A 21,640-nucleotide genomic window follows, 5' to 3' on the forward strand; every position below is an offset into this window, starting at 1 on the left:
GATTTTCAAGTTGTTTTTTGTTTAATTACCCACTGTTAGAAAATAACTGACGGATATTTATAATAATTAAATATTTTAGCGGCGTCATAACCAACCAAATTAAAATAACCAGATGACCGACCTCAGCAAAGAGAAAAGTGCAGCAGCTTACCTGTTCAGCGCCCCTGTTATTGTAGCCTCTTTAGGCTATTTCGTAGACATCTATGACCTGCTTTTATTCGGCATCGTGCGCATACCCAGCTTAACCGAACTGGGCCTCAACGAAGCTGAGGTCTCTATACAAGGCGCAAGCATTTTGAACTGGCAAATGACCGGTTTATTGCTGGGAGGCATTCTCTGGGGTGTGCTCGGTGATAAAAAAGGGAGGCTTTCTGTATTGTTTGGCTCCATCATTACTTATTCCATAGCAAACTTCGCCTGTGGTTTTGTACACGATGTAACCGTGTATAAAGCACTCCGGTTTATCGCAGGTATCGGCCTGGCCGGCGAACTGGGTGCCGGGATTACCCTGGTATCCGAAAGCCTGCCCAAAAGATTAAGGGCAATAGGCACATCGGTAGTGGCAGGAGTGGGCTTGTTGGGTGCGGTAGTAGGCTATTTTACTGTAGAACTGTTTAGCTGGAGAAATGCTTATTTCATAGGTGGGGGTATGGGCATACTGCTCTTGTTTTTAAGGATAGGTGTATTTGAATCCGGGATGTTCCACTCCATGAAAGAAAAACACCAGGTGGCTAAAGGTAATTTCCTTTCTTTCTTTACTAAAAAAAGCAGGTTGGTCCTGTACCTGAAATGTATTGGTATAGGTTTGCCTACCTGGTATGTCATAGGCATTCTGGCTACATTCAGCAATGAATTTGGCAAAGCCCTGGGTATTGCAGAAGCGATCAAACCCGGGCTGGCGGTAATGTGGTGTTATGTCGGGCTTGCAGCCGGCGACCTGGTCAGTGGCCTGGTGAGCTATTGGCTGGAATCGCGCATAAGAGCGGTAACTTATTTAATGATTTTTACTGCAATTGGCAGTATCATCTATCTTTACGGGGGCATCAGTACCGATAAGGGACTTTACGCGATGTGTCTTTGGATCGGTTTTGGAATAGGCTACTGGGCCATGTTTGTCACCATCGGAGCCGAACAGTTTGGTACCAATGTACGGGCTACAGCTGCTACCACCATACCCAATATGGTAAGGGGGACGGTAGTTTTGATGACCACATTATATACAGGTTTAAAGCCCGGCCTGCTGGCCATTAATTCGGCAGCAGTTGTTGGGCTGCTTTGTTTTGGTATAGGTTTCTATTGTATCCGTACCATTCCGGAAACCCATCACAAAGACCTTGATTTTATCGAGGATTAATCCAGTGCAAACACCGTCATGCTTTTTGGGCCATGAGCGCCAAGCACCAGCGACTGCTCTATATCAGCAGTTTTAGAGGGGCCTGCAATAAAGCTTCCAAAACCGTAATCAGCTGTGCCTATTTTTAAATAAGCATCATGCATGGTTTGCAGGATGTCTTTTTTGCGCACAACCACTGCTAGTTGCTGGCATATGAAAGGTACAGCCCTTTGGTGCATCAGGTCTTCGGTAATCCATAATGCGGCATTCTCTGCAACGCCAAAATGCGCGGCAATGATGGCCAGATCTACATTTGCATAAGTATGCGGATCCTGGTTTTCCCAGCCTTGTTCTGATACTGCTGCGAGTTCAGGCAAAGTAGATATGATCCTTTGCCCTGTAAAGTGCTCCGATATATATTGCTGAACAGACTGATGGTCCGGGGCATCAATAAATGCGCCACCTATGGCCGTCAATATGGTTCTAAAAGCCTCAACAGGGTCAATTGCCGGAAACTGAGTGCTCAGGTCTTCCGGAAGCACTTGTAATTCAGGCTGGTTTTGTAATACTTTGGCCAATATATCTGCTCTGCTACTCATGTTTTTTGTTCTTTTTATACCATTCTCCAAATGATTGTTCAGGCACTTCAGGCATTTCACGGTGCTGGTACCAAAGGTTTAGTTTATTGTTTACGGTAAAAGGCGCATGTTTCATAAACCAGCGGCCGGCCTTACCGGCATTTTTATAAACAAAAGGGCTCGACAGGGTAAATTCCATAGCTTTCATCGCTATTTTTTTTTTGGGATCGGCATAGCCCTCTTTTACAATCACCTGCCGCCATTTATACAATTGTTCGTGTATGTTGATTTTCACCGGGCAAACATTGCTGCAGGAGCCGCAAAGGGTAGAGGCAAAGGGCAGGTCTGCATATTCCCGCATGTCCAGGTTGGGGGCAAGGATAGAACCTATAGGTCCCGCAACAGCAGTATGGTAGCTATGGCCACCGCTTCTGCGGTAAACTGGGCAGGTGTTCATGCAGGCCGCACAGCGGATACATTTCAGGGAATTTCTAAAATCCGGGCGGCTCAATTGCGTGGTCCTGCCATTGTCAACCAGTACAATGTGCATTTCCTGTCCCGGCCTTGGTTTTTTAAAATGACTGGAATAGGTAGTGATCGGTTGTCCGGTAGCGCTCCTGGTCAGTAACCTTAAAAACACACCCAGGTTCCTGCGTTTAGGGATGATCTTTTCAATACCCATACAGGCAATGTGTACGTCGGCAAGGTGTGCGCCCATATCCGCATTTCCTTCATTGGTACAAACCACAAATTCTCCGGTCTCGGCAACGGCAAAATTTACGCCGGTGATGGCCGCTTTGCGTGTTAAAAAGGTTTCGCGCAGGTGTTCCCGGGCGGCAGCTGTTAAAAATACCGGATCGGCCATACCTTCCGGGGTACCCAGGTGTTCATGGAACAGTTCGCCGATTTCTTCTTTCTTTTTATGGATACAGGGCAATACAATATGACTGGGCGGCTCCTGCGCAAGCTGCACAATCCGTTCACCCAGATCGGTATCGATCACCTCAATTTCATTATTTTTCAGGTACTCATTTAAATGGCACTCCTCCGTAAGCATAGATTTACTTTTGATGAGCCTGTTAACGCCATGGGCTTTCAATATCCTGTGCACAATCTGGTTGTGTTCTTCAGCATTGGCTGCCCAGTGTACGGTTACTCCATTTTTTTGTGCCTGCGTTTCAAATTCTACCAGATAATCGTGCAGGTTAGATAAAACATTGTTCTTGATCAGCGAAGCTGCTTCTCGTAAAGATTCCCATTCAGGGATGTTATGGGCGGCCTTGTCACGTTTGGCGCGCACAAACCATAAAGTTTCATCGTGCCAGTTTACCCTTTCCTCATCCTGATTAAAGATGTCAGCTAAGCCGGCGTGATCTTTTGTTGCTGAACTCATGTGTTTTTTATTGCTTGGCTTTCCGTTTAAAACTATTCTGCATTTAATATCTCTGCAATGTGCAGCACCTTAACCTTACTGTTCTGTCTACGCAGGATGCCTTCCATGTGCATTAAACAAGACATATCTGCTGCCGTGATGTATTCCGCACCATTTTTCAAATGATCTGCTACGCGGTCTTTTCCCATTTTTACCGAAACTGCTTCTTCAGCAACACAAAATGTACCGCCAAAACCACAGCATTCGTCAGGTCTGTTCAGCTCCACCAGCTCCAGGCCTTCCACCATTTTTAACAATTGCAAAGGTTTTGAAAAAGGAGCCTCCACCAGCTCTGTCATCTGTGCCAGCATCAGTCCGCGTTGTCCATGGCAACTCTGGTGTACCCCAACTTTGTGCGGAAAACGGGCGTTTAGCTGTTCTACTTTAAGTATATCGGTTAAAAATTCCGTAAGCTCATAAACTTTCTTCCTGATCCCTGATGCCTTAGCTTCCTCCGTTGGAGAGTGCAGGTGGTCTTTGATGTGTAATACGCAGCTTCCCGAAGGGGAAACTACATAATCAAACTCCGCAAAATTATCAATAAACAGCTCATTACAACCCTGCGTTAAATGCTCAAATCCGGAATTGGCCATCGGCTGCCCGCAACAGGTTTGATTGACAGGATATTTTACTGTTATGCCAAGTTTGCTTAATAGATTTAAGGTAGCAATAGCGGCATTTGGATAAAACTGATCGATATAACAGGGTACAAAAAGGCCTACGTTCATGTATATATAGGGTTATGGGGCTAAAGATAGCGTTTTTAACTCATCAGACCATCCTGTGCCATCATACCCCGGGTAACATTCTCGATAAATTATGAAAACGTTTTCATATCAAGAAAAAAGTATGTAGCTTGCCAATTATTACAGGACCATGGCTACTGGAAAAAAGACTTATCAAAACACCATACTGGATATCGCAGAAGCGTTAAAGCTTTCTCCTGCAACCATTTCAAGGGCACTGAACAACCATCCTTATGTGAAGGAAAAGACACGGAACGATGTGGTGGAGATGGCTGCCAAGCTGGGCTACCGCCGCAACCATATGGCTTCGGGCTTAAGGAGCAACCGGACCCGTACCGTTGGGCTGATCATCCCAAGGGTGTCCATGTTTTTTCATGCAGAGGTAATTACCACCATTCAGAACGATTTGCACAAGCATGGTTATCACCTCATCATCTGCCAGTCCAATGATTCTGTGCGTATGGAGCGCGAACTGGCGGAAACCCTCTATGCCTCCAGGGTAGATGCACTGATTGCTGCCTGCACCTTGCAAACCATTGATTTCGGGCATTTTGATAAATTTGTAGAACACGATACCCCGGTGATCTTTTACGACAGGGTTCCGGTAAACCCTTATAAAGCAACATTGATTAAAGGTGACGATTTTCAAGGTGCCTATACTGCTACAAGCCATCTGATCGCTGCCGGTTCTAAAAAAATAGCCCACATATCAGGGCCTTTAACTTCTAACCTTTACCAGGACAGGGCTGCAGGATTTTTAAAAGCAATGGAAGAACAGGGTTTGCCTGTAAACCAGGACTGGATCTTTCATCAGGAGCTGAGCCATGAAAATGCGATTAAAGCCATGCAGAAGTTATTTGAAACAACTGAAGTGCCGGATGCGCTATTCGCCGATAATGATACCACAGCCATTGCTGCCATTGAGTTTGCCAAGGCCGCGGGAATAGCCATACCTGAAAAATTAAAAATTGCCGGTTATTCCAATGATCCCCGCACGGCGATCATCAGTCCGTCAATTACTTCTGTTGAGCAATTTCCAAACCTGGTAGGGAAGCGGATTGTGGAAACACTGGTTGATTTGCTAAGCCCTGATCATGAAGGCGCTACCTACAAAACTGAACCAGTGGTTGTCCCTGTAAAACTGATCAGCAGAATGTCGAGCAGTACCATTTAAATGAATCGTAAAACACAATAGCAATTCTTTGAATTGCGATGAAATAAATAAAAAAAAACAATGAATACATCTTTTGAAAGCCGCTATGCGGTTAGCCCGGGCGAAGCAAAACAATTTGATACTGCTGCTTTGCGTAAGAATTTTTTAATGGAAAGCTTGTTTGAAGCTGATGCTGTTAATTTGACCCTGTCCCATTTCGACCGTTACATCACCGGTGGGGTGATGCCGGTAAATGAAGCAGTAGCACTGTCTAATCCTGAAAACCTAAAGGCTGCTTATTTCCTGGAAAGAAGGGAATTGGGGATTATTAACGTAGGGGCAAAAGGTAAAGTTGTTGCAGATGGAATAACTTATGAACTTGAATTTAAGGAAGCCTTATACCTGGGCAAAGGGACTAAAGAGGTAACTTTTGCGTCTGATGATAAAAATAACCCTGCAAAATTTTACATCAATTCTGCGCCTGCACACCAGAGTTATCCCAGCAAAAAGGTTTCCAAAGCGGATGCTGAAATTGTAGAGCTGGGTACACCTGAAACTGCCAATCACAGGATAATCAACAAATTGTTGGTAAACAGTGTATTGCCAACCTGCCAGCTGCAGATGGGCATGACCGAACTGAAAAGCGGAAGCGTCTGGAATACCATGCCGGCGCATACGCACGACAGAAGGATGGAAGTGTATTTCTATTTTGAAGTGCCACAGGGACAAAGTGTTTGTCATTTTATGGGCGAACCTCAGGAAACCAGGCACATCTGGATGCAGAATGAGCAGGCGGTAATTTCACCCAACTGGTCTATCCATTCCGGAGCCGGGACCAGTAATTATACCTTTATCTGGGGCATGGCAGGTGAGAACCTTGACTATGGAGATATGGACTATTGTGCCATCACTGAATTAAAATAAGCTGTAACCTTAACTGATATATATGATGAATAAAATAATCGGTCTTTTACTGTTGTTCCCTGCACTGTGCCTACCTGTTATGGCGCAAAGCACCGGAGCCAAAGCGACAATAACCGTAAGCAATCCTGCAAAACTGGACCGGGTAAATGCCCTTGTAGCCCTAAGCTGGGATAAGGTAACAGCCAGGTATCCCCGCATTGATACGGCTAATTTTAAAGTGATCCATGCAGTAACCCGGAAAGAAGTCCCTTTTCAGCTGGAACACCGCGGACAGGCTGCGATACAAAACCTGTTGCTGCAGGTAAGCCTGAAAGCGAATGCCAGTGCTAAATTTTTAATCGTACCTGGCAAAGCTGCAGCAGTGGCTAAAAAAACCTTTGGGCGCTATGTACCTGAGCGTTATGATGATTTTGCCTGGGAAAATGACAAAGTAGCTTTCCGTATGTATGGAAAAGCCCTGGAGACCAGAAAAGACAATGCATTTGGCACCGATGTCTGGGTAAAACGGACAAGCAAACTGGTGATCAATGACTGGTACAAAAGTGGTGATTACCATACCGATCATGGCGATGGAATGGATTATTACAGTGTCGGACTTACACTGGGCGCCGGCGATATTGCGCCTTTTGTAAAAGATTCCGTTTATTTCCCGTTAAACTACCACCATTGGAAAGTACTGGATAATGGTCCGCTGCGCACCACATTTCAGCTGGGTTATGATGCCTGGGATGTTGCCGGAAAATCTGTAACGGTAACTAAAACCATTAGCCTGGATGCTGGTTCGCATATGAACAGAATAGCCGCGGTATATACTTATCAGGGTGACAGCTTGCCGGTAGTGGTAGGCATTGTGAAAAGAAAAGAAGCAGGCACCATTTTAATGGATGAGCAAAAAGGGATTTTAGCGTATTGGGAGCCACAGCATGGCGTAGACGGCACCACTGGTGTAGCTACCCTGATTGCAGCCGGACCAGTAACCATGGATACCGATAAAGCCCATTTACTAAGCCATACTTCAGCAAAAAGCGGAGAAGCTGTGTTGTACTATAACGGTTCGGCCTGGAGTAAAGGCAATGAAATAACCAATGCACAGGCGTGGTTTACTTATCTGAATAATTTTAAACAACAATTGCAGCAACCGCTAACAGCCGCTGTGCAATAAGATATAAAGCAATAAAAATGGCAGTACTAGATTTATTTAATTTAAAAGGAAAAGTAGCTTTGGTTACCGGTTGTAAACGCGGTATTGGCAAAGCAATGGCTGAAGCATTGGCTGAAGCGGGAGCAGATATCATCGGGGTTTCAGCCAATCTGGAGCTCAATGGCAGCGAGGTTGCTGCATCAGTAAACGCATTGGGCAGGAAGTTTTACGCTTATCAGTGTAACTTTAACGACCGGGAAGCCATAAAAACATTCTGTGAGCAGGTAAAAACAGATCACCCGGTGATCGATATCCTGGTGAACAACGCCGGGACCATCCTTAGGAAACCAATTGCAGAGCATCCTGATGAGTTCTGGGATGAGGTAGTAGCTGTAAACCAGACTGCTCCATTTATCCTGACCAGGGAAATTGGAAGAGACATGATTGCCAGGGGGAGTGGTAAAGTGATTTTTACCGCTTCTTTACTCACCTTCCAGGGTGGCATTACCGTGCCTGGTTATGCGGCCAGTAAAGGTGCCATTGGTCAGTTAACCAAAGCTTTTGCCAATGAATGGGCATCAAAAGGGGTAAATGTAAATGCCATTGCGCCGGGTTACATTTCTACAGACAACACTACAGCCCTGAGGGCTGATGAAGATCGCAGCCGCTCCATTATGGAACGCATTCCTGCAGGTCGCTGGGGTGAGGCAGAAGATTTTAAAGGCCCTGTGGTATTCCTTGCCTCAGCGGCATCAAATTACATGCATGGCACGGTCATGACAGTAGATGGCGGCTGGATGGGGAGGTAGTATATGAACGCCAGGTTGCTGATATTGTCCCTTTTTTGTTTTTCTGCTGGCTATGCCCAGTCTGGAAAAATTGATCAGCCTAATGTGATCATTATCAATATGGATGATATGGGCTATGGCGACACTGAACCCTATGGAATGACCGGCATACCCACGCCTAACTTTAACAAATTGGCAGCGCAGGGTATGCGGTTTACACATTTTAATGCTGCTCAGGCGGTTTGCAGTCCGTCAAGAGCAGCATTATTAACCGGTTGTTACCCCAACCGCTTAGGATTGAGCGGTGCGTTGTCCCCGGTCTCCAAAACAGCCCTAAATACTGCGGAGGAAACCATAGCTTCATTGCTAAAGAAAGCAGGTTACAAAACGGCCATGCTTGGCAAATGGCATCTGGGAAGTAAAGCGCCCAATCTTCCGGTTCATTATGGTTTTGACAGTTTTTACGGATTGCCCTATTCACATGACATGTGGCCTGTAGATTACTATGGCAAACCTGAGGATTCAGTTCCCGGAAAAAAGAGATATCCAAAGCTTCCCATACTGGATGGGGATAAAGTGGTTGCCTATAACAACACACTCGATGACCAGGCCAAACTTACGGGCACTTTTACCCAAAAAGCTGTTGGCTTTATTGAACAAAATAAACACCATCCTTTTTTTCTTTACCTGGCTCATCCGATGCCACATGTACCGCTGGCGGCTTCGGCCAGGTTCAGGGGTAAAAGTGAACTGGGACTTTTTGGGGATGTGATCATGGAACTGGACTGGTCTGTTGGGGAGATCATAAACGCCCTGGATAAAAATAAATTAGCTGCGCATACCATTCTTATCGTGATGAGCGACAATGGGCCCTGGTTGCGGTTTGGTAACCATGCAGGTTCTTCAGGTGGTTTTAGGGGTGGTAAAATGACGGTATGGGATGGAGGCACCCGGGTGCCCTGTATCATCCGCTGGCCCGGCAAGGTGGCAGCCGGCAGTGTGAACAGCGAGCTGCTGACCAATATGGATATCCTGCCAACCTTACTGGACATCACCCATGCGCCCCCGCCGAAAAATAAGATAGATGGCCTGAGCTTTGAAGGTTTACTGCTCGGTAAGTCTGACAAAGACCCAAGGCAGGTTTTTTATTATTACTACAACGCCAATAGTTTAAAAGCGGTACGGTATAAGCACTGGAAATTGGTGCTGTCCCATCAGTCTGTCTCTTATACCAGCGATATGCACGGTAAGGACGGTTTACCAGGTGCTGCAACAAGGCTGGAGGTAAAGATGGGCCTATATGATCTTGCGCATGATCCCGGAGAGGCTTATGACGTTCAGCTCCAGTACCCGGAAATCGTAAAAAAGATTTTGGTTTTGGCGGAGGACGCCAGGACTGATCTCGGCGACGATCTTACCGGCCGGAAAGGCAAAAATCTGCGCGAGCCTGCCCGGGTCAATTAAAAACTATTTTACTATATTTAAGCCATGTACCGGAAAGTCACCCTTTTAATGCTGCTGGCGGCAACAACGCATTTGTGTATTGCCCAAAATATCAGACAAAGTAAAATATGGAATCCTGCAAATGATCAGGCAAGTGCAGTGAACGGACAGGGCTGGCATACCGGCTTAAAAAATTATTATGACCGGTTTCCTGCAAAAGCAGCAACCTCGGTGCGTACAGACGTTTGGAAGTTATCCAGAAATAGCGCCGGACTCTACCTGAGGTTTAAATCCGATGCTCCCGGGATGATCGTGAGATATGGCACCTCCGGTTCCATACAAATGCCCAACATGGCTGCAACTGGGGTAAGTGGGCTCGACCTGTACGCAAAGGGTGCGGATGGCCATTGGGTTTGGGCTGCTGGAAAATATACCTATGGAGATACCATCGTATGCCGCTTCACAAACCTTAAAACGGCTGATCATTCGGTGCCGGAATATACCCTGTACCTGCCTTTATACAATTCGGTGAACTGGATGGAAATCATCGTGCCCGAACAAAGCACATTAACCCCTATACCCGCTTCGGTACAAAAACCAATTGTGGTTTATGGAACTTCCATTGCACAGGGGGCATCTGCAAGCCGGCCCGGGCTGGCCTGGACTTCCATCTTAGGACGTAAACTAGACCGGCCGGTTGTTAACCTTGGCTTTTCCGGTAACGGACAGCTGGAAAAAGAGGTTTGTGAACTGCTGTCGGAGATTGACGCCAGCTTGTATGTGCTGGACTGTCTTCCCAATTTAACCAGACCGGAATATACCAATGAGGAGATCATAAATAGAGTAGAAGCCACAGTTGCACATTTGCAGCTGAAAAGACCGGGAGTGCCCATTCTGCTCACTGAACATGATGGCCATATGGATGATGGCTTGAACCCTAATGCCAGGAAAGCTTACGAGCGCGTAAATTTTGCCTTAAACACTGCCTTTGCCAAACTTAAAGAAAAAGGAGTAAAGCAGGTCTACCTGCTTTCAAAGGCAGCCATCAATCAGGATATCGAAAGTACCGTAGATGGTACCCATCCAAATGATATCGGCATGATGCATTATGCCGAGGCCTATGAAAAAGCAATTAGAAAAATAAAATAATCCTTAAATCAAATGTATCGGAAACTCTTCCTTTTCATGCTGCTGTCAGCAACAACGCATTTCTGTATTGCCCAGAATGTAAAAGAATACAAAACATGGAACCCTGCCAAAGAACCAAAAAGCCTGGTAGCCGGGCAGGCCTGGGCAACAGAAGCAAAAGACTATTATGATCGTTTTCCGGCAAGAGCCGAGCAACTGGTGCGCCAGCCGGTCTGGAATTTATCTAAGAACAGTACCGGGCTTAACCTCCGGTTCAGGTCAAACGCCAGCGAGATCGTGGTGAAGTACCAGGTAAAAGGACCGGTACAAATGCCACACATGCCGGCAACCGGTGTTAGCGGGGTAGATCTATATGCAAAAGGCAGTAAAGGCGAATGGCTTTGGTCTGCCGGAAAATACGCTTTCGGAGATACCATTGTATACCGTTTCTTAAACCTGGAAACCGCTGATCTGAAGGAAAGGGAATATACACTTTACCTTCCTTTATACAATTCGGTGCGCTGGATGGAAATCAGTGTGCCTAAAGAAAGTATGTTTACACCATTGCCTTTATCCACGCAAAAGCCAATCGTGGTGTATGGTACTTCTATTGCACAGGGCGCATGTGCGAGTCGTCCGGGCCTTACCTGGTCTTCTATGTTAAGCCGTAAACTTGAGCGGCCTGTCATTAACCTGGCTTTTTCAGGCAACGGACGATTGGAAAAAGAGATTGTAGCGTTACTCCCTGAAATCGATGCCGGATTGTATATCCTGGATTGTTTACCTAATTTAACGGGAGAGGCTTTTACCAATGAGATCATCAAACAAAAAATTGAAGATGCGGTAGCCCATTTGCAATCGAAAAAGCCAGGTGTACCCATTTTGCTGACCGAACACGACGGATATACAGATGGAGGGATCAGCCAGCCCCGTACAAAAGCCTATGAAAGGGTAAATGCTGTATTGAAGGCAACTTATGCTGCCATGAAAGCAAAAGGTATAAAAAACATCTATTACCTGTCTAAAGCTGAAATTAACCAGGATATTGAGACGATGGTGGATGGGACCCATCCAAACGATATCGGGATGATGCGTTATGCAGATGCTTATGAAAAGGTAATCCGTAAAATAAAATAAACTTATTTACTAAGGTAAGATTTCTGATAATTTAGCGGGCTCTGGCCCGTTATCATTTTAAAATGTTTATGAAAGCTGGCAAAATTATGAAAGCCGCTTTCATAACAGATCTGCTTTACATTCATGCTGTCCTCTATCAGTAGCTTACAGGCATGACCCACCCTGATCTCACTGATGAACTGGGTATAGGTTTTACGCGTTCTTGATTTAAAATACCTGCAAAAGGAATTGGGGCTGATGTTGGCAACAGCAGCCATTTCTTCCATTGCAATCTTCCGTTTAAAATTCATTAGCGAATAATTGTAGATGGCATTGATCCGCTCATTCTCGGTTTCTTCAAAATTGTTCCGGAAACCCATGGAAGATAATGCTTTGTCCTGAACACTGCTCTCAATCGCCAGTAGGGCTTCCATCAGTAAAATAATTCTTGCCGGACCCGTTGCCTGCAAGATATCTTCCATCAGTACACCGATTTGTTTCTTGTTTTTGTCCCTGATCTGTATGCCTCTCTGGGCTTTTTCCAGCGTAAGTCTGATCCCCTTGTTTTCAGGAAGAGAAAGGAAATGATTGCCCCAGAAGTTTTCGCAGAAATGAACCACCACTACATCAGCATTGTTCTGTTCATCTTCATTAAAATATATTTCATCAAACTTCCAGTAATGCGGCAGGTATGCCCCAACCAATACGATATCGCCCGAACTGAAACGTTTGATGCTGTCGCCAATAAACTGGGTTCCGTTTCCCTTTTTAAAGTAGATCAGTTCAACCTCGGGGTGATAATGCCAGCGGTTGTTAATGTAAGGTACTTTATCTCTCCTGGCACTAAATGAATTTACCAGGTTATTGGAAACTTTAAGCAACTGGGGTTTCATCTGTTTATTATTTTATCTATCAGGATGATCATATTGGTTAGGTACGATTTTAAAATTAAAAAAAATGTTTTATAAATACGTAATAGTAGACAAAATTGCAATAGATAATGCCAAAAACGCTTAATATTTATTTTTGCAAGACGGGCAGCGATAACTTCATTACTCTTTTTTTCGGTTTTGTTTAGGCTGGCCTTGCCCGCTTATTGTGCGGTTTTTCCAGTAGGATACAGAATTTGAAAAACCAGGAAGGCTTTGTCACCACTAAACCTCCGAAAGGCAATAGCAAAAAAATAAATACTGCTGAAAAAGCAAATGAAATAAGGATGAAAAAAGTATGTTTAAACTTTCATTTATTAAAAAAGATAGTTACATTTGAGCTTACCCTTTCGAGGGTATGTTTTTCATAGGTAGATGTAGGGTCGAATATTTATATTCGGCCCTTTTTTGTTGGCAATGCATCCCGTATCTTTATGCCAGCTATGAGTAAAAGGAAATTAATCGTTGCCATTACCGGTGCCAGTGGATCTGTTTATGCTAAACTGTTGTTAGATAATCTGTTAAAGCTGTCTGCTCAGTTGGAAAAAGTTGGGGTCGTCATGTCAGACAATGCAAAAGAGGTATGGCGTTTTGAACTGGGCAACCAGGACTACAACAACTATCCATTTACTTTTTATCCGAAAATGGATTTCAATGCCCCTTTTGCCTCCGGTTCTGCAAAATATGACACCATGATTATTATTCCCTGTTCTATGGGTACGTTAGGGCGTATCGCACAGGGAATTTCCAATGATCTGATCTCCAGAGCAGCTGATGTGGTGTTAAAAGAACGCCGGAAACTCATTGCAGTGGTTCGCGACAGCCCTTTTAGCCTGATCCACATCAATAACATGAAAACCCTTACAGAAGCCGGTGGAATCGTCTGTCCGGCAAACCCTTCCTTCTATAGCATCCCTAAAACCATTGAAGAAGTGGCACAGACGGTAGTTAGCCGGGTTATTGACCTGGCCGGACTGGAGCAGGACACTTACCGCTGGAATGAGAAATAATATCAGTTAAAACCTTACCTTTGCAAATTCTCGGTGGGCTACGGCCCATTGGATACCAATTGAAAAGGATGAAGAAAGTTGCATTTTATACATTAGGCTGTAAGTTGAATTTCTCTGAAACATCAACTATAGGCCGTTTATTTACCGATGCAGGTTATGCCGTTGTAGACTTTACCGATGCGGCAGATGTATACGTGATCAATACCTGTTCTGTAACAGAACATGCAGATAAAAAATGCCGTAAGGTGGTTAAAGAAGCCCTAAAGTACGCGCCGCATGCCTACATCACAATAGTAGGCTGTTATGCCCAGCTGAAACCTACGGAAATTGCAGAGATTGAAGGGGTAGATATGGTTTTGGGGGCTGCTGAAAAATTCCGTATTGTAGAATACATTTCTGATCTGACCAAGCAGCCTAAAGCGGTTGTCCATCAACAAAATATAGAGAAAGTAAATCATAATTTCATTGCGGCCTATTCCATAGGCGACCGTACCCGTACTTTTTTAAAAGTACAGGATGGCTGTGATTACCCCTGTACTTATTGTACCATACCACTGGCCAGGGGTGGCAGCAGGAGCGATACCATAGCCAATGTGGTTAACCGGGCCAGGCAGGTCGCCGAAAGCGGCGTCAAAGAAATTGTGTTGACGGGTGTAAACCTTGGAGATTTTGGCATCAGGAACGGCGAACGTGAAGATCAGTTTTTTGATCTGGTCAAAGCTCTGGATGAAGTTGAAGGGATTGAAAGGATCAGGATATCTTCTATTGAACCTAACTTATTGAGCAATGAGATCATTGAATTCGTAGCGGAATCCAGGCTGTTTGTTCCCCACTTTCACATTCCATTGCAATCTGGATCCAATAAAATCCTTGGCTTAATGCGCAGGCGTTACCAGCGGGAGCTGTATACCGAACGCGTGGCCAAAATAAAAGCTGTAATGCCCAACTGTTGCATTGGTGTCGATGTCATCGTAGGCTTCCCGGGCGAAACCCAGGAGGATTTTTTGGATACTTACCAGTTTTTGAATGAACTGGATGTTTCTTACCTGCATGTATTTACTTATTCAGAACGTGAACAAACCATGGCAGCCGAAATGAAGGGACGGGTTGCAGGCAGTACCCGTGCAGATCGCAGTAAGATGCTGCACATCCTGTCAGATAAGAAACGCAGGGCATTCTACCAGTCACAGATCGGAACAATTGCTGAGGTTCTGTTTGAAGACGATCAGAAAAATGGGTTTATGCATGGCTTTACTAAAAATTATGTAAAAGTGAAGGCAAAATATGATCCTGTACTGGTCAATGAAATCAAAACGGTCAGCTTAGTAGCACTTAGTGCCGACGGAGAGGTAGAAGTTGCAGAAACAGCAGCAGTATTAGCGCATTAATCCTATATTCGCATAAAACTTTTATTCACGTATGTTTCCTACCGTATCTCATTTTATAGAATACCTTTTTGGTGTACAGGTCCCGCTTCCATTTAACACGTTCGGCGTTTTTGTAGCGCTGGCTTTTATTGCAGGTTATTGGGCCTTTACCAAAGAGTTTAAACGCAAAGAAGCCCTGGGTATACTCCATGCGGTAAAAAAAACGGTGACTATAGGTAAACCTGCCAGTACTGTAGAGCTGGTGTCTAATGCAGTTTTTGGCTTTTTGATAGGCTATAAACTGGTTTATGCACTGTTAAACTATAAGCTTTTTGTGAGTGATGCACAAACGGTATTGCTATCCCTCAAGGGAAATGTATTGGGCGGCTTGTTCTTTGCCGGCCTTTTTGCATGGTGGGACTACCAGGAAAAAAACAAAGGAAAACTGCCTAAACCTAAAACGGTTGAAGTAACCCAGCACCCTCACGAACTGATGGGTAACCTGATCGTTTGGGCAGCAGTATGGGGCTTTTTAGGCGCCAAAATATTTGATAACCTGGAGCACTGGGATACCTTTGTGCAGGATCCGGTAAACAGCCTGTTGTCCTTTAGCGGATTGACCTTTTATGGCGGATTGATCTGCGGCGGTGCTGCTGTATTGTACATCGCCCGTAAAAACGGAATCAAGCCCCTGCACATGCTGGATATTGGTGGCCCTGGTATGATGCTCGCCTACAGCGTTGGCCGTATTGGCTGCCATATGTCTGGCGATGGGGACTGGGGTATTGTAAACCTAAGCCCAAAACCATTTAGCTGGCTGCCAGACTGGCTTTGGGGCTACACTTATCCCAACAATGTGGCCAATGAAGGCGATCCGATTGCAGGTTGCGTAGGTAAATTTTGTAATGAGTTGCCACTTCCCGTATATCCGACACCTATTTATGAGGTAGTGGTTTGTTTTATTCTTTTTTTAATCCTTTGGCGCATCCGTCACCGTGTTAAATTGCCTGGAATGCTATTTGGTATCTATTTAATGCTAAATGGACTGGAGCGCTTCTTTATAGAACTGATCAGGGTAAATACCAAGTATGAGGTAGCAGGTGTCCGGTTTACCCAAGCTGAAATGATATCCAGCCTGCTGTTCCTGTCTGGCCTGCTTTTGGTGGCCTATTCGGTCAGGAATAAGGAAAAATTAGCTAATTATTAATATCTGCAGGATTTGAACTACGAAATATTGTGTGCTAAGGTTATTGCTATAGCCAGGTTGACCGGTAATTTTATCCGGAAAGAATCCATGAACTTCGATGTGACGGCCATTGAGTTCAAAGGACTGAACGATCTGGTCTCTTATGTGGATAAGAATGCAGAAAAGCAATTGGTGCGGAATTTAGCCAAGCTGATACCTGGGGCTGGATTCGTCACCGAAGAAAAGACTGTAAACCGGAACGGAGTTACTTACAACTGGATCATTGACCCGCTTGACGGGACAACCAACTTTATCCATGGTATACCGACCTATGCCATTAGCATTGCACTGTACGAAGAAAATAAACCCGTTATTGGTGTCGTCTATGAGATCAACAGGGGGGAGATGTTTTATACTTTTAAAGGAGGTCAGGCTTTTTTAAATAACAAACCCATAGTAGTTTCTTCCCGGACCAGGCTGGCAGATTGCCTGCTGGCTACTGGCTTTCCTTATTATCAGTTTGAAAAACAGGCCCAGTATATGAACCTTTTTTCTGAGATGATGCGGAGCTGCCATGGTTTACGAAGAATAGGGGCTGCGGCAGTGGATCTTGCTTATGTAGCCTGTGGCAGGTTTGATGCCTTTTTTGAATATAACCTGAATTCCTGGGATGTTGCTGCCGGCGCTTATCTGGTACAACAGGCCGGGGGACATATTCTCAATTTTGAGGGTGGAGCTGAATTCATGGAACAAAGAGAGATTTTAGCAACCAATGCTTTTTTAGACCAGGAACTATTGGCGCTGATGAACAAACACTTTAACAGTCAGTAAAATTGGAAAGCGTTTGGTACAAAAAAAGGGGATCATTCATCATGATCCCCTTTTTTGTATATTTTATATGGCTTATAGCGCTTCAGACACTACTTCTTTAACTTCAGGTACCATACGCTGCAATAAATTCTGTATGCCTGATTTTAAGGTGATGGTAGAAGAAGGGCAGCCACTGCATGAACCCCTGAGTTCTACGGTAACCACACCATCGTCAAATGACTTATAGCTGATTGCGCCACCGTCCTGTTCTACTGCCGGACGTACATAATCGTGCAGGATCTGCTGTATTTTAATCTCCAGGTCAGAACCTTCAAAAGCAGGTGCCTCAGCCGAGGTATCTTCTTTAATCTTATATTCCGATTCAACCGCACCTTTTACGAATTCTTTAAGGATAGGTTCAATATCAGCCCATTCTGTACCCTCTGTCTTGGTGATGGTTACAAAGTTGCTGGCAAAAAAAACGCCGTTAACAAAGCTGAATTTAAACAGTTCCTTTGCAAAAGGAGAATGTTCCGCGCTTTCTTTAGTTGCAAAGTCTTCACTGCCATTGATCAATAATTTATTGACCATGAATTTCATTGTAGCAGGATTCGGAGTCTGTTCTGTATATACGTTGATCGTCATTGTCTTAATTTTTTATACAAAAATAAATAATTCATTGATGCAATTTCCTTTACAGGTGTCTGTTTTAGGTCATATATCTTAAACAAGGCCTTTAATGCCTTTAAAAGATACCTGTATAATTAAAAGGCGTAATCTGTTTCAGTTCTTTTTTAATTTCCTCGTTTACCTCAAGGCCATCTATAAAATCTGCCATGGTAACTGCAGTAATCTTCTGATTGGTACGTGTCAGGTCTTTCAGCGCTTCGTAAGGATTGGGATATGCTTCCCGTCTTAAAATAGTTTGTATAGCCTCGGCAACCACTGCCCAGTTGTTCTCCAGGTCGGCATTGATGGCTTCGTTATTTAACAGCAATTTGTTTAAGCCCCTTAATGTAGATGCAATGGCGATGCTGGTATGCGCCATAGGCACTCCAACATTTCTCAACACCGTTGAATCCGTAAGGTCTCTTTGCAAACGGGAAATGGGCAGTTTGGCAGCAAAAAACTCGAACAGTGCATTGGCTATCCCAGCGTTACCCTCTGCATTTTCAAAATCAATAGGGTTTACCTTATGTGGCATAGCCGATGAGCCTACTTCCCCTTCTTTTATTTTTTGTTTGAAATAGTTTTTAGAGATATAAGCCCAGATATCCCTGTCCATATCTATGATGATGTTGTTGATCCTTTTTAAAGCATCACACTGTGCCGCAAACTGATCATAATGCTCTATCTGTGTAGTGTGTTGTGCACGGGTTAATCCCAAAATTTCATTCACGAAGTTATTGGAAAAGTTTACCCAGTTGATGCCTGGATAAGCAATATGATGGGCATTAAAGTTTCCGGTGGCACCGCCAAATTTAGCACTGTTTGGAATGCTTTTTAAGGTTTTTAATTGAATCTCCAGCCGCTCTGCAAATACCAGAAACTCCTTGCCCAATTTAGTTGGAGAGGCCGGCTGACCATGTGTATGCGCAAGCAATGGCACTGCGGCCCATTCCGATGCCAGTCCTTTTATTTTGTCAATCAGCGCAGTAATCGCCGGGTAATAGACCTCATCAAGCGCCAGTTTAAAGGTAAAAGGAATAGCGGTATTGTTGATGTCCTGAGATGTTAATCCAAAATGGATAAATTCTTTATAATCGGCAAGGCCAAGCTGATCAAATTGCTTTTTGATGAAATATTCTACTGCCTTTACATCGTGATTGGTGATTTTTTCGGTGTCTTTAATTTCCTGGGCATGGGTATCGTCAAACTGTTCATGAATCTGACGCAGCTTAGGGTAGCTAGCCTTATCAAACTGATCTAATCCAGGTAAGCCGGCCTCGCACAATGCAATGAAATATTCAATTTCTACATATACACGATACTTGATCAATGCAGATTCTGAAAAATATTTAGAAAGACTTTGTGTGGTGTTTCTGTAACGGCCATCTACCGGAGAAATCGCTTGAAGTGGAGATAAATTCATCAATTAAAGGGTTTTTTACAAGCGCAAAGGTAACATTATTAGTGATTTTGGGCAAAAAAAAAGGCTTTGGAATATCCAAAGCCTTTTATAAAATTAATTTAGCTTAGTGAGCTGGTTTAACTTCTTCAGTTGTAGTTTTAACTGTAGTATCTTTTACAGTTGAATCAGTAACTGTAGTATCAACTGTAGTAACAACAGCTGAAGTATCAGTTAAAGTAGTATCTGCAGATTCGCCAGTTTTTTCAGATGATTGACAAGCTGCTACTGATAAAGAGATTGCTAAAGCTAAAAAGCCAAATTTAAATGCGTTTTTCATTCTAATTCTATTTTAAATAATTAATTAATTTTACAGATTAATACCCGAAAGTTTAAAAGGTAACCCAGCTGTTTCAAAAAAAAGTAAAATTATTTTTACTAATCGTACTTTTTAACGTTAAGTAGTTGTTTTACAGGTAAATAAATTTACCGGGTAGTCATCCAACGGCGCAAAGATATCATAAAGGGTGTATTATTTTCGTCTGTTTGATAATTTTATTTTTTCTTTCTGACTGTGCTTGGCATTTGAGCCGTGTCTGTCAACCCCTATCCAACACCCTTCTAACCCCTAATCAACCTCTTGTGCACAATGACCTGCCGTATACTGGCACTTATCCATTAAAGGTAACAAAAAAGATAAGTATGGAATGGGTTACTCAGGCCTGATTTGCGTATTAAAAGTAAAATAGAGGAAAAAAATAATTTTTTTAGCTAACATTGGGTTACCATTCACGTATAAAGGTATTAATTGGTGAGTAATAAGTTAAGCAGTTCAGTTCCAACAGATAGAGAGGTTGTTTTAGGTATCTTAAATAACTCAGAAGAGGCGCTAAATAAATTGTATACGGGGTATTTTCCGATGATATTACAGTTTATTTTAAATAACAACGGTAATGAGGATGATGCAAAAGACGTGTATCAGGAAGGCATCATCGTTTTATACAACAAAATAAAAAGCGGTAATTTTGAATTAAGCAGTAAACTTAAAACATACATTTACTCGGTTTGCAGACGCATTTGGTTGAAAAAACTTGCACAGCAAAGCAAAAAATCAAATGATCTGTCAGACTTTGAAGATGTGGTAGCCGTTGAGGTGGATGTAGAACAGCATGAAGAGAAAGATCAGCAATTTGAAAAAATGCAATCGGCGCTCCTTCACCTGGGTGAACCCTGTAAGACGATTATTCAGGATTTTTATATAAATAACCTTTCCATGCAGGAGATCTGTGAAAAGTTTGGCTATACCAATACGGATAATGCCAAAACACAGAAGTATAAATGCCTGCAAAGGTTAAAGAAATTATTTTTTCAATCTTAAATTGATATGAGGAACGAGATAGAGTTAGCCGGTATAATTGAAGATTACCTGAACGGTAAACTTAATGAGGAAGAAACAAAAGCCTTTGAACTGCTGCGTTTAAATGATCCTGCTGTTGATCATAAAGTAGTTGCTCATAAGGTTTTTATGGAATCATTGGCTGATTATACGGAAGTTTCTGAGCTGAAAAATAAAATGAACCTGGTGCACAACCAGATTGATGTGAATGGCCTGAGCAGAAAACTTGGCCCGCATCCATCATTCATTGTTAACCTGTGGCGTAAAAATAAAGCCGCCATTGCTGTGGCCGCTTCTTTTATCCTTTTAACTGTGGTTACCATTTATTCTATACAGCAAACCACGCAGCAAACGGGTTCTTATGAAAAACTGAATAAAGAAGTGAACAACCTGAGAAGTTCAACAAACAGCCTGATCAGAAATGTAAAGTCGAACCAGCCTGCAAAACCGAGTAACGTAAATCCTGGTAAATTTGGGGGTACGGGCTTTGCGCTTTCTTCAAATGGTTATATTTTAACCAGTCACCATGTCATTGAAAAATCGGACTCTATATATGTTCAGAACTATAAAGGAGAATCCTATAAAGTAAAAATGGTATATAGTGATCCCGTAAATGATATTGCCATTTTGAAAATTACAGATAAGGGGTTTTCTCCGCTTTCAGCTTTGCCTTATTCCTTAAAAAAGAGCGTTGCAGGAATGGGCGAACAGGTTTATACCTTGGGCTATCCTAAGGATGATGTGGTATTTGGAAAAGGTTACCTGAGTTCTAAAACCGGGTTTAACGGCGATACCCTGGCGTACCAGGTTGCCATTTCAGTGAACCCGGGTAACAGTGGCGGGCCGTTGTTAGACAATAACGGAAATGTGATCGGGATCATCAATGCTAAGGAGAGCAATACGGACGGGGCAGCTTTTGCGGTAAAATCAAAATACATTGCCGAAGCATTGAACGCAATTCCACAGGATTCTCTGCTGAGAAGGGTCGCATCCGGTAAGAATAACCAGCTGCAAGGCCTGAAACTTACCAAACAAATTGAGAAGATGCAGGATTTTGTTTTTATGATCAAGGTTTACAACTAGTAATTAATT

21 protein-coding genes are annotated in these 21,640 nt (G+C 43.5%); 14 read left to right on the forward strand and 7 right to left on the reverse strand.

Annotated elements, in window-relative coordinates; all coding sequences use genetic code 11:
* Nucleotides 1–112: 112 nt before the first annotated feature.
* A complete protein-coding gene (locus R2Q85_RS00925; RefSeq protein WP_316809854.1) occupies nucleotides 113–1,354 on the forward strand; it encodes an MFS transporter in 1,242 nt (413 codons plus the stop codon).
* On the opposite strand, the gene R2Q85_RS00930 is transcribed toward R2Q85_RS00925, so the two are convergent.
* The 3 genes from R2Q85_RS00930 to R2Q85_RS00940 are packed head-to-tail and all read right to left on the reverse strand — an operon-like array spanning nucleotide 1,351 to nucleotide 4,071.
* Nucleotides 1,351–1,932, reverse strand: a complete 582-nt coding sequence (locus tag R2Q85_RS00930; RefSeq protein WP_316809855.1) for a lactate utilization protein C — start codon at nucleotides 1,930–1,932, stop codon at nucleotides 1,351–1,353. The two genes, R2Q85_RS00925 and R2Q85_RS00930, sit on opposite strands and share 4 nt — an antisense overlap.
* Complete coding sequence (locus R2Q85_RS00935; RefSeq protein WP_316809856.1) at nucleotides 1,925–3,304, reverse strand: lactate utilization protein B; 1,380 nt, start codon at nucleotides 3,302–3,304, stop codon at nucleotides 1,925–1,927. The genes R2Q85_RS00930 and R2Q85_RS00935 overlap by 8 nt, the downstream gene beginning before the upstream one ends.
* Before the next feature lie 32 nt (nucleotides 3,305–3,336).
* Nucleotides 3,337–4,071 (reverse strand): (Fe-S)-binding protein, encoded by a 735-nt coding sequence (locus R2Q85_RS00940; RefSeq protein WP_316809857.1) that lies wholly within the window; start codon nucleotides 4,069–4,071, stop codon nucleotides 3,337–3,339.
* A gap of 148 nt (nucleotides 4,072–4,219) precedes the next feature.
* Between R2Q85_RS00940 and R2Q85_RS00945 the strand changes: the two genes are divergently transcribed.
* The 7 genes from R2Q85_RS00945 to R2Q85_RS00975 are packed head-to-tail and all read left to right on the forward strand — an operon-like array spanning nucleotide 4,220 to nucleotide 11,803.
* The gene (locus R2Q85_RS00945; protein WP_316809858.1) at nucleotides 4,220–5,263 is read left to right on the forward strand and encodes a LacI family DNA-binding transcriptional regulator; all 1,044 of its coding nucleotides are present in this window, start codon (nucleotides 4,220–4,222) and stop codon (nucleotides 5,261–5,263) included.
* A 60-nt stretch (nucleotides 5,264–5,323) separates the two neighbouring features.
* Nucleotides 5,324–6,166 (forward strand): 5-dehydro-4-deoxy-D-glucuronate isomerase, encoded by an 843-nt coding sequence (kduI, locus tag R2Q85_RS00950; RefSeq protein WP_316809859.1) that lies wholly within the window; start codon nucleotides 5,324–5,326, stop codon nucleotides 6,164–6,166.
* Between the two features lie 22 nt (nucleotides 6,167–6,188).
* A complete protein-coding gene (locus R2Q85_RS00955) occupies nucleotides 6,189–7,328 on the forward strand; it encodes a DUF4861 family protein (protein ID WP_316809860.1) in 1,140 nt (379 codons plus the stop codon).
* Between the two features lie 17 nt (nucleotides 7,329–7,345).
* Nucleotides 7,346–8,116 carry an SDR family NAD(P)-dependent oxidoreductase gene (locus R2Q85_RS00960; RefSeq protein WP_316809861.1) on the forward strand — a complete coding sequence of 257 codons (771 nt, stop codon included), beginning with the start codon at nucleotides 7,346–7,348 and terminating at the stop codon, nucleotides 8,114–8,116.
* Nucleotides 8,117–8,119: 3 nt separating this feature from the next.
* On the forward strand, nucleotides 8,120–9,559 hold the full coding sequence (locus R2Q85_RS00965; protein WP_316809862.1) for a sulfatase: 1,440 nt from the start codon (nucleotides 8,120–8,122) through the stop codon (nucleotides 9,557–9,559).
* 24 nt (nucleotides 9,560–9,583) lie between these two features.
* On the forward strand, nucleotides 9,584–10,687 hold the full coding sequence (locus R2Q85_RS00970) for an SGNH/GDSL hydrolase family protein (RefSeq protein ID WP_316809863.1): 1,104 nt from the start codon (nucleotides 9,584–9,586) through the stop codon (nucleotides 10,685–10,687).
* A 12-nt stretch (nucleotides 10,688–10,699) separates the two neighbouring features.
* Nucleotides 10,700–11,803: an SGNH/GDSL hydrolase family protein gene (locus R2Q85_RS00975; RefSeq protein WP_316809864.1), complete on the forward strand. Its 1,104-nt coding sequence runs from the start codon at nucleotides 10,700–10,702 to the stop codon at nucleotides 11,801–11,803.
* Nucleotides 11,804–11,805: 2 nt separating this feature from the next.
* Here R2Q85_RS00975 and R2Q85_RS00980 read toward each other — a convergent pair whose 3' ends face one another.
* Entirely contained in the window at nucleotides 11,806–12,675 is an 870-nt protein-coding gene (locus tag R2Q85_RS00980) for an AraC family transcriptional regulator (RefSeq protein ID WP_316809865.1), read from the reverse strand.
* 479 nt (nucleotides 12,676–13,154) lie between these two features.
* On the opposite strand from R2Q85_RS00980, the gene R2Q85_RS00985 reads away from it, so the two are divergent.
* The 4 genes from R2Q85_RS00985 to R2Q85_RS01000 all read left to right on the forward strand — a co-directional run bounded on the left by R2Q85_RS00985 (nucleotide 13,155) and on the right by R2Q85_RS01000 (nucleotide 17,105).
* Nucleotides 13,155–13,721, forward strand: coding sequence for a UbiX family flavin prenyltransferase (locus R2Q85_RS00985; protein ID WP_316809866.1), 567 nt, complete (start codon nucleotides 13,155–13,157; stop codon nucleotides 13,719–13,721).
* A gap of 68 nt (nucleotides 13,722–13,789) precedes the next feature.
* A complete protein-coding gene (mtaB, locus tag R2Q85_RS00990; RefSeq protein WP_316809867.1) occupies nucleotides 13,790–15,109 on the forward strand; it encodes a tRNA (N(6)-L-threonylcarbamoyladenosine(37)-C(2))-methylthiotransferase MtaB in 1,320 nt (439 codons plus the stop codon).
* A 31-nt stretch (nucleotides 15,110–15,140) separates the two neighbouring features.
* Complete coding sequence (locus R2Q85_RS00995; RefSeq protein ID WP_316809868.1) at nucleotides 15,141–16,295, forward strand: prolipoprotein diacylglyceryl transferase; 1,155 nt, start codon at nucleotides 15,141–15,143, stop codon at nucleotides 16,293–16,295.
* A 12-nt stretch (nucleotides 16,296–16,307) separates the two neighbouring features.
* On the forward strand, nucleotides 16,308–17,105 hold the full coding sequence (locus tag R2Q85_RS01000; RefSeq protein ID WP_316809869.1) for an inositol monophosphatase family protein: 798 nt from the start codon (nucleotides 16,308–16,310) through the stop codon (nucleotides 17,103–17,105).
* Nucleotides 17,106–17,177: 72 nt separating this feature from the next.
* On the opposite strand, the gene R2Q85_RS01005 is transcribed toward R2Q85_RS01000, so the two are convergent.
* The 3 genes from R2Q85_RS01005 to R2Q85_RS01015 all read right to left on the reverse strand — a co-directional run bounded on the left by R2Q85_RS01005 (nucleotide 17,178) and on the right by R2Q85_RS01015 (nucleotide 19,492).
* Nucleotides 17,178–17,729: a NifU family protein gene (locus R2Q85_RS01005; protein WP_316809870.1), complete on the reverse strand. Its 552-nt coding sequence runs from the start codon at nucleotides 17,727–17,729 to the stop codon at nucleotides 17,178–17,180.
* A 100-nt stretch (nucleotides 17,730–17,829) separates the two neighbouring features.
* The gene (gene purB / locus R2Q85_RS01010) at nucleotides 17,830–19,176 is read right to left on the reverse strand and encodes an adenylosuccinate lyase (protein WP_316809871.1); all 1,347 of its coding nucleotides are present in this window, start codon (nucleotides 19,174–19,176) and stop codon (nucleotides 17,830–17,832) included.
* Nucleotides 19,177–19,279: 103 nt separating this feature from the next.
* Nucleotides 19,280–19,492, reverse strand: coding sequence for a hypothetical protein (locus R2Q85_RS01015; RefSeq protein ID WP_316809872.1), 213 nt, complete (start codon nucleotides 19,490–19,492; stop codon nucleotides 19,280–19,282).
* Between the two features lie 471 nt (nucleotides 19,493–19,963).
* Between R2Q85_RS01015 and R2Q85_RS01020 the strand changes: the two genes are divergently transcribed.
* Together R2Q85_RS01020 and R2Q85_RS01025 are read left to right on the forward strand one after the other, a co-directional pair.
* Nucleotides 19,964–20,530: a sigma-70 family RNA polymerase sigma factor gene (locus R2Q85_RS01020; RefSeq protein ID WP_316809873.1), complete on the forward strand. Its 567-nt coding sequence runs from the start codon at nucleotides 19,964–19,966 to the stop codon at nucleotides 20,528–20,530.
* Between the two features lie 6 nt (nucleotides 20,531–20,536).
* A complete protein-coding gene (locus R2Q85_RS01025) occupies nucleotides 20,537–21,631 on the forward strand; it encodes a serine protease (RefSeq protein WP_316809874.1) in 1,095 nt (364 codons plus the stop codon).
* Nucleotides 21,632–21,640: the final 9 nt, after the last annotated feature.

This window comes from Pedobacter heparinus, assembly GCF_032678725.1.
GTDB lineage: Bacteria > Bacteroidota > Bacteroidia > Sphingobacteriales > Sphingobacteriaceae > Pedobacter > Pedobacter heparinus_A.

What these genes read in the sequence shown, in the direction of transcription:
- R2Q85_RS00940 (WP_316809857.1), bottom strand. Translation starts at nt 4,071, where the DNA reads ATGAACGTAGGCCTTTTTGTACCCTGTTATATCGATCAGTTTTATCCA.
- R2Q85_RS00965 (WP_316809862.1), top strand. Translation starts at nt 8,120, where the DNA reads ATGAACGCCAGGTTGCTGATATTGTCCCTTTTTTGTTTTTCTGCTGGC.
- R2Q85_RS00955 (WP_316809860.1), top strand. Translation starts at nt 6,189, where the DNA reads ATGATGAATAAAATAATCGGTCTTTTACTGTTGTTCCCTGCACTGTGC.
- R2Q85_RS00980 (WP_316809865.1), bottom strand. Translation starts at nt 12,675, where the DNA reads ATGAAACCCCAGTTGCTTAAAGTTTCCAATAACCTGGTAAATTCATTT.
- R2Q85_RS00930 (WP_316809855.1), bottom strand. Translation starts at nt 1,932, where the DNA reads ATGAGTAGCAGAGCAGATATATTGGCCAAAGTATTACAAAACCAGCCT.
- R2Q85_RS00985 (WP_316809866.1), top strand. Translation starts at nt 13,155, where the DNA reads ATGAGTAAAAGGAAATTAATCGTTGCCATTACCGGTGCCAGTGGATCT.
- R2Q85_RS01025 (WP_316809874.1), top strand. Translation starts at nt 20,537, where the DNA reads ATGAGGAACGAGATAGAGTTAGCCGGTATAATTGAAGATTACCTGAAC.
- R2Q85_RS00935 (WP_316809856.1), bottom strand. Translation starts at nt 3,304, where the DNA reads ATGAGTTCAGCAACAAAAGATCACGCCGGCTTAGCTGACATCTTTAAT.
- R2Q85_RS00995 (WP_316809868.1), top strand. Translation starts at nt 15,141, where the DNA reads ATGTTTCCTACCGTATCTCATTTTATAGAATACCTTTTTGGTGTACAG.
- R2Q85_RS00925 (WP_316809854.1), top strand. Translation starts at nt 113, where the DNA reads ATGACCGACCTCAGCAAAGAGAAAAGTGCAGCAGCTTACCTGTTCAGC.
- R2Q85_RS01005 (WP_316809870.1), bottom strand. Translation starts at nt 17,729, where the DNA reads ATGACGATCAACGTATATACAGAACAGACTCCGAATCCTGCTACAATG.
- R2Q85_RS00945 (WP_316809858.1), top strand. Translation starts at nt 4,220, where the DNA reads ATGGCTACTGGAAAAAAGACTTATCAAAACACCATACTGGATATCGCA.
- R2Q85_RS01015 (WP_316809872.1), bottom strand. Translation starts at nt 19,492, where the DNA reads ATGAAAAACGCATTTAAATTTGGCTTTTTAGCTTTAGCAATCTCTTTA.
- mtaB (WP_316809867.1), top strand. Translation starts at nt 13,790, where the DNA reads ATGAAGAAAGTTGCATTTTATACATTAGGCTGTAAGTTGAATTTCTCT.
- R2Q85_RS00970 (WP_316809863.1), top strand. Translation starts at nt 9,584, where the DNA reads ATGTACCGGAAAGTCACCCTTTTAATGCTGCTGGCGGCAACAACGCAT.
- purB (WP_316809871.1), bottom strand. Translation starts at nt 19,176, where the DNA reads ATGAATTTATCTCCACTTCAAGCGATTTCTCCGGTAGATGGCCGTTAC.
- kduI (WP_316809859.1), top strand. Translation starts at nt 5,324, where the DNA reads ATGAATACATCTTTTGAAAGCCGCTATGCGGTTAGCCCGGGCGAAGCA.
- R2Q85_RS00960 (WP_316809861.1), top strand. Translation starts at nt 7,346, where the DNA reads ATGGCAGTACTAGATTTATTTAATTTAAAAGGAAAAGTAGCTTTGGTT.
- R2Q85_RS00975 (WP_316809864.1), top strand. Translation starts at nt 10,700, where the DNA reads ATGTATCGGAAACTCTTCCTTTTCATGCTGCTGTCAGCAACAACGCAT.